An 11,751-nucleotide genomic window follows, 5' to 3' on the forward strand; every position below is an offset into this window, starting at 1 on the left:
TGGTCAGGCGCACGTCAAGGGCGTGTCCGGCACCTGGCAGGACCTGACGGAGAACGTCAACCAGCTGGCGTCCACGCTGACCACGCAGCTGCGCGCGATCGCCGAGGTGTCCACGGCCGTGACCCGCGGCGACCTGACCCGTACGGTGGCGGTCGAGGCGATGGGCGAGGTCGCGGAGCTGAAGGACAACATCAACCAGATGATCGTCACGCTCCGCGACACCACGAAGAAGAACGCGGAACAGGACTGGATGAACTCCAACCTCGCCCGGGTGTCCGCGCTGCTCCAGGGCCAGCGGGACATCGGCGAGGTCTGCCGCATGATCATGAACGAGGTGACCCCGCTGGTCAACGCGCAGGTCGGCGCGTTCTTCATGCACGACCTGGCGGCCGACGGCACCGCCCGGCTGCGCCTCACCTCGTCGTACGGTTACGTCTCGCCCGGTACCGAGGTGGTGTTCGCGCCCGGCGAGGGGCTGGTCGGTCAGGCGGTCCTGTCCCGCCGCACCATCCGCATCACCGGTACGCCGGAGGGCTACCTGACGGTCCGCTCGGGCCTCGGTACGGCGCCGCCGTCGGACGTGGTGGTGCTGCCGGTGATCTTCGAGGGCGAGCCGCTGGGCGTCATCGAGTTCGCGTCCTTCGGCACGTTCTCCGACCTGCACCTGACGTTCCTGGACCGGCTGGTCACGACGATCGCCATCGCGCTCAACACGATCCTCGCCAACCGGCGTACGGAGGAGCTGCTGGCGCAGTCGCAGCGGCTGGCCCGGGAGATGCAGGACCAGTCGGCCGAGCTGCAGCGTACGAACGCGGAGCTGGAGGAGAAGGCGACCGCGCTCGCCGAGCAGAAGCAGAACATCGAGGTCAAGAACCGCGAGATCGAGATGGCGCGGCTGGGCCTGGAGGAGAAGGCACAACAGCTCGCGCGGGCCTCGCAGTACAAGTCGGAGTTCCTGGCGAACATGAGCCACGAGCTGCGTACGCCGCTGAACAGCCTGCTGCTGCTGGCCCGGATGCTCGCCGACAACCCGGAGCGGAACCTGTCGGAGAAGCAGATCGAGTTCGCCCGCACGATCCACTCGTCCGGCTCCGAACTGCTGGTGCTGATCAACGACATCCTCGACCTGTCGAAGGTGGAGGCGGGCCGGATGGACGTGCAGCCCGCCGAGGTCCCCGTCGCCGAGGTCACCGGGTACGTACGGCAGGCGTTCCGCCCGCAGGTACAGGAGAAGGGGCTGGACCTGGAGGTCGTGGTCGACCCGGCGATCCCGGAACGGCTGATCACCGACGCCCAGCGGTTGCAGCAGATCCTGCGTAACCTGCTGTCGAACGCGGTGAAGTTCACCGAGCCCGGCGGCCGGGTGTCGCTGACGGTGGCGCCGACGCCGGCCGACACGATGTTCGGCGTACCGTCGCTGGACGACGCGGACGAGACGGTGTCGTTCGCGGTGTCGGACACCGGCATCGGCATCCCCGAGGACAAGCTGCAGCTGATCTTCGACGCGTTCCAGCAGGCGGACGGCACCACGAGCCGGAAGTACGGCGGGACGGGGTTGGGGTTGTCGATCAGCCGGGAGGCGGCGAAGCTGCTCGGCGGCATGATCACGGTACGCAGCGAGCCCGGTGAGGGCAGCACCTTCACCCTCACCATCCCCGCCGTACTGCCGGCGGAGACGGCGGCCGCGCTGTCGGCCCGGCCGTCCGAGCCGTGGAAGCCGGTGTCGGTGCAGGAGGCGGCGAAGGCGCTGGTCCCGATCATGGCGCCGGCGCCGGAGCTGCCCACCGGCGAGCGCAAGGAGCGCGACTCGGCGCCCGACCTGACCGGCATCCGCGTGCTGATCGTCGACGACGACATCCGCAACGTGTACGCGCTGTCCAGCGCGCTGGAGATGCACGGCATGACGGTCGTCTATGCCGACAACGGCTCCGACGGGGTACGGAAGCTGACCGAGGAGGCACCGGTCGATATCGTTCTCATGGACGCGATGATGCCGGAGATGGACGGATACGAGACCACCCGCACGATCCGCGAGTCGCCGGAGTTCGCCGACCTGCCGATCGTGTTCCTGACCGCCAAGGCCATGCCTGGCGACCGGGACAAGAGTCTCGCCGCCGGAGCCTCCGACTACATCGCGAAGCCGGTGGACCTGGACGAGTTGCTCGACCTGATGGCGTCGTGGCTGCCGAACGCCAAGACGGATGAGTAACACTCCGGTTACCGGGACCGACGGTGGGAATGAAGGGAAGGACACATAGATGACAGCTCCGCGTCGGGCCCGGGTACTGATGGTCGACGACCGCCGGGAGAACCTGGTCGCGCTGGAGGCCATCCTGCAGGGGATGCCGGTCGACCCGATCGCCGTGGGCAGCGGTGAGGAGGCGCTGAAGCGACTGCTCAGCGAGGACTTCGCGGTCATCCTGCTGGACGCGCAGATGCCCGGGATGGACGGCTTCGAGACGGCCGGGCACATCAAGCAGCGCGAACGTACCCGGCACGTGCCGATCATCTTCCTCACCGCGGTCGACCGCGACGCGCACCTCGCCTTCCGGGGGTACGCCGCGGGCGCGGTCGACTACATCACCAAGCCCTTCGACCCCTGGGTACTCCGGGCGAAGGTCAGCGTGTTCGTGGAGCTGTGGCTGAAGAACCAGCAGCTCGCCGAGCAGACGCAGGCCGCGAAGGCGCGCGAGGCCGAGCTGTCCGCGATCGTCTCGGTCGTCGACCGTGCCGCCGAGACCCTGCGTACCGCCGGGTCGAACGGGCCGGCGACGGAGCAGGCGCTCGCCATCCTCGGCGAGGCCGACGAGGTACTGGACCGCTGACGGGGCACCGGTTCCGCCGGGTGGGCGGGACCGGGCACGTACCGCCGGGACCGGGGTCGCCTAGGGGTGACCCGGGCCGGGAATCGGGGTGGCTCCCGGATCCGGCGGCGGCACCCCTCGCCATACCGTTGGTCCGACAACGGATCAAGGGGGCGTCGGTGCGGATACGGGTGGCGGTCGTGGCGGGCGGGCTGGCTCTGGCGGGGATGGCGCTGGCCGGTTGCGACGCGAACATCGGCCTCGACGGGGCGACGAAGCACAGCAGCCGCGGTTTCACCGCGCCCGGCGACACGCTGACCCTGCTGGTCGACAACGACGTGAAAGTCGTGCCGGGGCCGGCCGGCCGGATCACCGTGAACCGGTGGCTCACCGGCAAGGCCACGCAGCGCCCGGTCTGGTCGCTGCACGACAAGACCCTGACGCTCAGCGCGCCGTGCACCGGGGTGAACCTCAACTGCGGCTCCCGGTACCAGGTGGCGGTGCCGGCGGGGACGCGGCTGCGGGTGTCCACGGAGTACGGGGAGGTGTCGGCGCGGGGGCTGACGGCCGGCGTCGAGGTGGACGCGCACCACGGGGACGTGGACCTGTCGGGCGTGTCCGGCCCGGTGCGCGTGTCGTCGGCGTACGGGGAGGTCCGGGGCGAACGGCTCGGTTCGACGGACGTCCTGGCCCGCAGCGACAACGGCGACATCCGCCTGGCGTTCCGTACGGTGCCGAAGCGAGTGACGCTGAACTCGACGTTCGGTGACCTGTCGCTGACCGTACCGAGGAGCGAGTACCGCGTCACGACGCACACGAAGTACGGGGACGTGCGGTCGTCGGTCGCGGACACCGCGACGAGCGGCCGGCAACTGTCCGCGTCGACCGACAACGGTGACGTGACCGTGCACACCGCCGGGTGACCGTGGGCAGCGTCATGTCGCCGCGGGCGTCGCAGTGATTCGTTTCCCGGACCGCTAGTGTTCACCCGATGAGCGCCGGACGCGTCTACTCCGCCGTACCGCGGGTGCAGCAGCCCGAAGAGCAGTCGGATCCCGGCACGTACGGGCAGTCCACGCGGGTCGGTGCCCGTCGCGTACTGGGCGGGCTCGGCCTGGGCGTCGTCCTGCTGGTGCTGGGGCTCGCGATCAAGTCGGGGCCGCTGACCGCCGTCGGCACCGGCGCGGACAGCGCGGTCGCCGGCCTCCGCAACGGACTGTTCACCCTGGGCGCCAAGGCGGTGACGCTGATCGCGACTCCGGAGATGTGGGCGGTCCTCGGCCTCGTGATCCCCGTCGTACTGGTGGTCCTGCGCCGGCGCGGCCAGGCCCTGCGCGTCTTCGGCGTCCTCATCGGCACCACCGCCGTGACGTACGTGGCGAAGATGGTCGTCCAGGAACACCGGCCGCCGAAGCACCTGTGGCTGGAGACGCCGAGCAGCGAGTCGTTCCCCAGCGGGCACACCGCCGCGGCGTGCGCCGTCGCCGTCATGCTGATCATCCTCGCCGGGCCGGCCCGCAAACGGGCCATGACGATCGTCGGCGGCATCTTCGTCGCGCTCGTCGCCTCGTCCCGGGTGTACCTGGGGGTGCACTACCCGATGGACACCCTGGGTGGCGCGCTGTCCTGCGTCTGCGCCACCGTGTTCCTGTCCGGCCTGGCCCACCTGCCGCCGCTGCGCCGTTGGCTGCTCGTCCTCGACAACCACTCCCGCCGCTGACCCCTGCGGCGGTGTCGGGGCTAGGCGGGGCAGGCGGTGCCGTCGAGGGTGAAGGCGCCCGGTCCGCCCGCCCCGGTACGTCCCGAGACGGTCAGCCCCACCTCGGCGTCCCCCCGCGCGTTCCAGCTCGCGTTCTGGACCGTGACGGTACGCCCGCGCGTCGTGTACCGGCCGTTCCACAGTGATGCGATCTTCTGGCCCGGTGGCAGCCGGAAACCGAGCGTCCACCCGGTACGGCTCGGCGTGAAGCGGATCGTCGCGCTGTAGCCCGTGTCCCACGTGGACCCGATCGTCACGCGCACCCGGCAGCCCTCCGCCACCGGAGTACGGCTCGGCGACGGTGCGGCCGACCGGGTCGCCGAGCGGGACGGCCGGCTCGGGCGCTCCGTCCCGCGCGACGGTACGAGCCGGTCGGTGACCGGTGTCGCCGTCGTCGGCGCCGGATCCGGCTCCGACCGCAGCAGTACGGCCGCGCCACTGCCACCCGCCGCGGCCAGCACCGTCACCGCCCCGAGTACGGCGAGGGTCCGGCGGCGGCCGCGGCGCGCCGGCCGGTGACTCGCCGGTACGACCGGCAGCTCCCGCGTGACCTCCACGTGGCCGCCCGGAACCGTCGCGTCGGCCGGTACCCGCTGCGCCGCCGCACCCGCGGGCACGGCGCCGTCCGTACCGGGTGCTGTGTGGTCGACGGACCGAGCGGGTGGCGCCGAACCGTCGACCACGGGCCGGGACGGCGCAGCAGTGTCCTCGACCGCCGGGGGAACCGCTCGGGCGGCGTCCTCCGGCCGCGCCGTCGTGGCCCCGGCAGGCTGCGGAACCGATCCCTCGACACGGGTCGGCGGCGGCAGCTCCGAAAGCACCGCCGGCTCCGGCGACGGCCTGTCGTCCGGCGCCGGTCGTCCGCCCGGCGCCGCCACCTCCGGAGACGGCGGCACGTCCGATGACGCGGTGTCGGAGGGGGACGCGGTGCCGGAGGGCGACGCGGTGGCGAGGGCGGCGAGGGCGGTGGCGAGTTCGGCGGCGGCGGGCCGGTCCTTGGCGCGTTTGGCGAGGCAGCGCCGGCGCAGCCGGTCCACCTCTGGCGGCAGTCCGGGGATGGCCGGGAGCGGCGCGGGCGGCCCGTACCAGTGGGAGAGCGCCACGTCGCCGGTCGTCTCGCCGCCGAACGGGCTGTCGCCGGTGAGCAGGACGTGCAGCAGGACGCCGAGCGAGTACACGTCGGCGGCGGGTTCGACGGGCAGGCCGGCGAGCCGCTCGGGCGACAGGTACGCGGGGGTGCCGACGATGGTGTTCTCGCCGGGCTCCGAGTCGGGAGTACCGGCGGCGACGGAGATGCCGAAGTCGACGACCTTGGCGCCGGTATCGGTCAGCAGCACGTTGCGTGCGGTGACGTCGCGGTGGACGATGCCGCGTTCGTGCGCGGCGGCGAGCGCGTCGGCGACCTCGCCGGCGAGGCGTACGGCGGTGGGCCAGGGGAGCGGGCCGGTGCGCAGGCGTTCGGCCAGGGATTCGCCGTCGACCAGCTCCATCACGACGAACGGCAGGACCGTGCCGTCGGGTGTGGTCGTCTCCGCGTAGTCGAACACGTTGACCACGTGCGGGTGTACGAGCCGGGCGACGGCGCGGGCCTCGGTACGGATCCGGTCGGTGTGCCCGGTGCCGCTCAGCACCTTGATCGCGACCGGCCGCTCCAGCACCCGGTCGTACGCCAGCCACACCACGGACATCCCGCCGGCGCCGAGCCGGCGTCGCAGCCGGTACCGGCCGGCGAGGACCGCGTCGGTACGTACTCCGTTCACGTCGCCGAGTCTGCCGGAACATGCCCCGGTGTCCGACTCCTCATCCGGCGTGTGTCCGGTCACACGGTACGGGTGGCGACGATGACGCAGAGGTCGTCGTCGGGCGCCGACCCGAGCGAGTCGGTGACGTGGTCGACCAGCGCGGTCGGGTCGGCGAGGTCGATGTGTTCGGCGGCGTGCAGCAGGACGTCGAGCCCGCTCGCCAGCGTCCGGTCCCGCCGTACGACGAGGCCGTCGGTGTAGAGCAGCACCCGGTCGCCGGCGCCCAGGTCGACCGTCGTCTCCTCGTACGCGATGTCGGGCGCGGCGCCGACCGGCAGCCCGAGCGGCCCGGTGAGCACCGCGGGACGCCCGTCCGGCGCGTACCGCACGGGTGCGGCCTGGCCGGCCGCCGCCCACTGCAGCACGTGGCCGTCGGGCGAGTAGCGGGCGACGACGAGGGTGGCGAGCTGGCCGCCGGCGAGTTCGCCGACCATCCGGTTGAGCGCGGTGAGCAGCTCGCCGGGCGCCATCCCGAGCACCGCGTACGCCCGGACGGCGTTGCGCAGCCGGGCCGCCGCGACCGTCGCCGCCAGCCCGCTGCCGGTCACGTCGCCGACCACCAGGTACGTGCCGGTCCCGGTGGCGAACACGTCGTACCAGTCGCCGGCGACCCGGCCGGTGGACTCCGGCGAACGACACAGCCCGGCCACCGCGACGCCCGGGGTGGTGGTCAGCTCGGGGTCGGTCGGCAGCAGCGCGTCCCGCATCGTCTCCGCGGCCCGCGACTCGGCCGCGAGCCGTTGTCGTTGCGCCGCAAGGGCTTCCTGCGCGCGCCGCAGCTGCGACTCGACCGCGCGTTCGGAGGTGACGTCCTGCACGGTGCCGCGGATCGCCCACACCGCACCGTCCGCGTCGAACTCCGGCTCGCCGCTGACCCGCAGCCGCCGCCCGGGCGCGTCGGCCAGCCGGTGCTCCACCGTGAACGCCCGCCCGGCGAGCAGCGCGCCGCGGATCGCCTCCTGCACCGCGTACCAGTCGTCGTCGTGGACGTACGCCTCGCCGTCGGAGAGCGGCAGCGCGCCCTCCGCCTCGGTACGCCCGAACAGCCGGTACAGTTCCGGCGACCAGCGCGCCTCGCCGGTCCGCAGGTTCCACCAGAACGAGCCGATCCGGCCGATCCGCTCCGCCTGGAGCAGTTGGTCGTACAGCAGGTCCGCGTCGGTACGGGTCCGCCACACGACCAGGACGCTCTCGCCCACCCGCGCCGCGTTCACCTGCGCCACCAGCGAATGCTCGGTACCGTCGGCCGCCGCGTCCACGGTCACGTCGCCCAGGTGGCACGGCGTCCCGTCGGCGAGCACCTTCGCGAACTCGCCGAGCAGCAGCCGGCTCCCGGTGTCCGGCAGTACGGCGAGCAGCGTGCGCTCGGTGGCGTCCGGCCCGGCCAGCCCGGTCAGTTCACCCGCCGCCGCCGTGTTCGTGTACTCGTACCGGAAGTCGACGACCCGGCCCTCGTCGTCCCGGACGGCGGTGAGCAGCGCGGCGGGATCCGGCACGCTGTCGAGTACGGTGCGGACCGGGTCGTCGGCCGCGCCCGCCAGGTCCGCCGCGGACAGCCGGCCGACCCGCCGCCCGATCGGCTCCGCCAGCGCCACCAGGTACCGGTGCGCGTCGTCGGTCAGCGTGGCCGGCTTCGCCCAGCCGATCGCGAGTACGCCGACCTGCTCGGCCTCCGGCCGCGACTCCGGCCCCCGGTACGCGGGCAGCGGCACCGCGAGCACCGACCGCAGCGCGGTGTCGCCGGTGTCGGCCAGCCACACCGTGTCGTGCCGCGCGAACGCGTCGCCGGCCGCGCGCGCCAGCGGCGCCGCGTCGACCGTGCCGTACCCGCCGACCGGGGACAGCGCGTCCGCCGGGTCGCGCAGGAGTACGAGGACGGCGTCGGGGTGCGGCCAGCCCGTCGACGCCTCCGCGATCGTCTCGGCGATCTGCGGGTACTCCCGCGCCGTCGTGATGCGGGCGGCGAGCAGCTGGTGCTGCGCCTGGAGCGCCTCGGCGGCGGGCTCGCGGGCGGGCGGTGCCGGGTGCCGGCGCGCACCGCTGCGGGCCCGCGCCAGGTACTGCCCCAGCTCGTCGTCGAGGAACGCGCCGTGCTCCGGGTCGGGTGCCGGCGCGGTCGCCCCGACCAGCGCGGCGGCCACCTCGGCGAGCTTGATGTTCGTCCGCTGCGACAGCCGTACCAGCTGGTCGAAGGCGTCGTCCGGGGTGACGCCCAGCCGTTCCACGAGGACGCCCTTGGCCTGCTCGATGACCGCGCGGTTACGCATCGCCCGTCGCATACCGGACAGCTCGTCGCGCAGCCGGGCCACCACGCTGGCGAGTGCCTCGGTCGGCTCCGCCGGTACCTGCTCGTCCGGCGACGGTGCCGGCTCGGCTGCCTGCCCAGCCTGCTTCTTCACCTCGGCCGGCCCTCCTGCGTGCGTCGCTCGCGGTGGAGCGTACCCGCCGCAGGCGGCTGTCAGCGCCCCGGTCCGCGGCGCGCGACGAACCTCGACAGTGCGGAGAAGTCGCTATGGTGGGCCGCAATCGGCCCAGAAAGGGAGGACGTCGTGCGGAGAACATCCGCCCTCGCGCGGCCTGCCCTGTTCGCCGCGGTACTCGGCACGGCGGCGGCGGTCCTGCTGCCCGGGTCCGCGGCCGCCGCGCCCGACCTGCGCGCGCGCAGCTGGTACCTGGAATCCCTGCACCTCGCGGCCGCGGAGCGGATCGCGACCGGTCGTGGGGTCACCGTCGCGGTGCTGGACAGCGGCGTCAACGAGATCCCCGAGCTGTCCGGCCGCGTCCTCCCCGGGTACGACCCGGGCGGCGGCGACGGTCGCCGTGACCGCACCGGCCACGGTACGAGCATGGCGGCGCTGATCGCCGGCGCCGGCGGCAGCGGAGACCGGCTGCTCGGGGTGGCACCACGGGCGACGATCCTGCCGGTGTACGCGTTCGGCCAGCCGTTGCCGGTCCCGTCGGCGACGATCGTCCGGCTCGTGCACCACGCGATCGATCACGGCTCGCGCGTCGTCACCATGTCGTTCGCCGCGCCCGACGCGACACCCGCGTCCGCCGGCTGGAAACGCGACCCCGTCTCGTACGCGGACGCCCACCGCGCGGTGCTCGTCGCCGCCAGCGGCAACCGTACGGAGGGCATGACCCGCATGGGCCGCCCGGCCGACGTACCGGGGGTCGTGGCGGTGACCGGCCTCGCGCGGGACGGCGGCGCCTGGTCCGGTTCGGTCACCGGCGCCGCCGCGGCCGTCGCGGCGCCGGCCGAGGCCCTCTCGTTCCCCACCGGCATCCCCGGCAAGGAGACCGGTACGGCCAGCGGTACCAGCGGCGCCGCCGCCCTCGTCTCCGGCGAGCTGGCCCTGATCATGGCGAAGTACCCGGGGATCTCGTCCGCGGACGCGATCAACCGGCTCGTCCGCACCGCGCGCGACCTCGGCGCCAGGGGCCGCGACCCGGTGTACGGGTTCGGCGCCGCCGACGCCGCCGCCGCGCTGACCCGGGACGTACCGAAGGCCGGCGGCAACCCGCTGCGGACCGCGTCGCCGTCGGCCGGGTCCGACTCCGTGGTCCCGGGCGTGTCGACGGTCGTGCTGCTCGCGGGCGTCCTGGTGGCGGCCGTGCTGGTCGCCGCCCTCGTCCTGATCATCCTCGTGGTACGTGCGCGCCGCCGCCGCGGTCCCGGTGACGGCGGTGGCGGTGGTGGCGGCGGCCCGGGCGGCCCCCCGCCGTACGGTCCCGGCCCGGGGCCTACCGGGTACGGTGACCCGCCCCAACAGCCACCCGTACCGGCGCAGCCCGCTCGGGTACCGGTCGGTCAGTCGAGCGGCCCGCCCCGCAGTCCCTGACCGGGGCTCCGGTGGCAGCATTCCGGTGACAGCGCAGGGGCCGGGGAGTCACCCGGCCCCTGCACCGCGATCCGGTGCGGTCAGGCGTCGTCGCCGCTGGCCCTCGGCCGGCCGCCGAGCACCCCGCTCGCCGCCTCCTCGTCGCCGCCCCAGACCTGCTCGTCCTCCGTCAACCAGGTGCTGTACTCCGCCGGCTCGTCCTCGCCCCCACCGCGCCGGCCCGGCGCGCCCCGGCCCGACACGCTCGACGTACCGTCCGCGGCGGGGCCGAAGCGGCCGACCCCGGCACCGACCCCGCCCGCGCCCTGCGGCGCCGACGCGAGCGCGCTGCCACTTGTGTCACCAGGTACTCCGGCACCGGTCGGCCCGGCACCCGCACCGGCCAGCGCCGTCGACCCGAGTACGTCGGGGTGGGCTCCGCCGTCGCCGTTGGTACCGCCGCGGTTGCCGTCGCCCGCTTGCGGCCCGTCCGGCCGGCGTACGTCGAAGGTCCCGTGCCTGTCGTGGCGGTTCGCGGCCGGGTCGGTGGCCGGCACGCCCGACGTCCCGGTGGACGTCGCCGACCGTACGTCCGGGTCGCTGTCGTGCGTGTCGTCGCCGGGCATGTCGTGGTTCCAGTCCGGCGCGGACCACTGGTGCGCCCCCGTCTGGTACTTCCCGGCCAGCCCCGCGACCAGCGCCACCATCCGGTTCCTGGCCTGCTCGCGCTGGTGCTTGTCGCGGTTGTGGCCCATCACGCCGCCGATGAGCCCGCCGACCGGGCCGGCGACGACGGCCCCGGCCACGGCGCCACCCATGGTGGAGTCGTTGTCGTCGGTCCGGTCGGGGTTCTCGTTCTGCTTCTGCGCCTCGCGCAGGTCCGCCGACAGGTCCGCCATCGTCGTCTGGAACGTGCCGATGTCCGTGGACAGGTCCTCGGCGAACTGCGACACCAGCGCCATCCGTCGCTGGAACTCGTCGCCCGCCGCGCTCGACCACTGCGCGCCCAACGTGGCCAGCTCGGTACGCAGGTTGGTGTGCAGGTCGTGGGCGCCCCGTACGATCTTCTTCCACTCCGCGAGCAGGTCGTCGACCTGCTCCGGGTCACCGGCCTTGAGCCACCTGTACAACTCGTCGTGGCTGTACTTCCCGTACTTCTCGACCAGGTCCTGGTTGTCGACCGGTGGCGGCGCACCCATCAGGACCCCTTCAACGCGGTACCGACCGGGCCCATCGTCCGGGCGATGTCCCTGCTGTTCGCGTGGTTGCGCGCCTCCGCCGTCGCGTACGTGTCGAGGATGCTCGTGGTCGCCTTCCGCGCCGCCTCGACCGCGCTCCGCAAGCGCTGCACGCGGGCGCGGTAGTCCGACACCATCGACGCGTAGTACGACTCGGTGTCGGTGGCGTCGGGGAACCCGCCGAGCTTCGGCGGTACGTCGAGCAGCTTGTCGTCGATCGTCTTGAGCATCGACGCGATGGCGCTGTGGTGGTTGTCCAGTGCCGTCGTGAAGTCCGCCAGCGAGTGCACGTCCACGACGGTCCTGCCGTACTCCGTGGTCATCGAA

Annotated in this window: 9 protein-coding genes; 5 read left to right on the forward strand and 4 right to left on the reverse strand. The window is 73.4% G+C overall.

Going from position 1 to position 11,751, the window contains the following annotated elements; genetic code table 11:
• The 4 genes from Aru02nite_RS22115 to Aru02nite_RS22130 form a co-directional block, all read left to right on the forward strand.
• Nucleotides 1–2,209, forward strand: a 2,209-nt coding sequence (locus Aru02nite_RS22115; protein WP_203660739.1) for an ATP-binding protein, incomplete at its 5' end; no start/stop codon positions are given.
• Between the two features lie 49 nt (nucleotides 2,210–2,258).
• On the forward strand, nucleotides 2,259–2,825 hold the full coding sequence (locus Aru02nite_RS22120) for a response regulator (protein ID WP_203660741.1): 567 nt from the start codon (nucleotides 2,259–2,261) through the stop codon (nucleotides 2,823–2,825).
• Between the two features lie 158 nt (nucleotides 2,826–2,983).
• Nucleotides 2,984–3,727, forward strand: coding sequence for a DUF4097 family beta strand repeat-containing protein (locus Aru02nite_RS22125; RefSeq protein WP_203660743.1), 744 nt, complete (start codon nucleotides 2,984–2,986; stop codon nucleotides 3,725–3,727).
• 68 nt (nucleotides 3,728–3,795) lie between these two features.
• Nucleotides 3,796–4,524 carry a phosphatase PAP2 family protein gene (locus Aru02nite_RS22130; RefSeq protein ID WP_203660745.1) on the forward strand — a complete coding sequence of 243 codons (729 nt, stop codon included), beginning with the start codon at nucleotides 3,796–3,798 and terminating at the stop codon, nucleotides 4,522–4,524.
• A 20-nt stretch (nucleotides 4,525–4,544) separates the two neighbouring features.
• Here the strand turns inward: Aru02nite_RS22130 and Aru02nite_RS22135 are convergent, their stop codons facing one another.
• Nucleotides 4,545–6,323, reverse strand: a complete 1,779-nt coding sequence (locus Aru02nite_RS22135; RefSeq protein WP_203660747.1) for a serine/threonine-protein kinase — start codon at nucleotides 6,321–6,323, stop codon at nucleotides 4,545–4,547.
• Between the two features lie 59 nt (nucleotides 6,324–6,382).
• Nucleotides 6,383–8,764 (reverse strand): SpoIIE family protein phosphatase, encoded by a 2,382-nt coding sequence (locus tag Aru02nite_RS22140; protein WP_203660749.1) that lies wholly within the window; start codon nucleotides 8,762–8,764, stop codon nucleotides 6,383–6,385.
• 150 nt (nucleotides 8,765–8,914) lie between these two features.
• Here Aru02nite_RS22140 and Aru02nite_RS22145 point away from each other — a divergent pair, with 150 nt between their 5' ends.
• On the forward strand, nucleotides 8,915–10,207 hold the full coding sequence (locus tag Aru02nite_RS22145) for a S8 family serine peptidase (protein WP_203660751.1): 1,293 nt from the start codon (nucleotides 8,915–8,917) through the stop codon (nucleotides 10,205–10,207).
• Between the two features lie 80 nt (nucleotides 10,208–10,287).
• Here the strand turns inward: Aru02nite_RS22145 and Aru02nite_RS22150 are convergent, their stop codons facing one another.
• Both Aru02nite_RS22150 and Aru02nite_RS22155 read right to left on the reverse strand, forming a co-directional pair.
• Nucleotides 10,288–11,385, reverse strand: a complete 1,098-nt coding sequence (locus tag Aru02nite_RS22150) for a WXG100 family type VII secretion target (RefSeq protein ID WP_203660753.1) — start codon at nucleotides 11,383–11,385, stop codon at nucleotides 10,288–10,290.
• Nucleotides 11,385–11,747, reverse strand: coding sequence for a hypothetical protein (locus Aru02nite_RS22155; protein WP_203660755.1), 363 nt, complete (start codon nucleotides 11,745–11,747; stop codon nucleotides 11,385–11,387). The genes Aru02nite_RS22150 and Aru02nite_RS22155 overlap by 1 nt, the downstream gene beginning before the upstream one ends.
• Between the last annotated feature and the right edge of the window lie 4 nt (nucleotides 11,748–11,751).

The sequence above is a fragment of the Actinocatenispora rupis genome (assembly GCF_016861975.1).
GTDB classification, from domain to species: Bacteria; Actinomycetota; Actinomycetes; order Mycobacteriales; family Micromonosporaceae; genus Actinocatenispora; species Actinocatenispora rupis.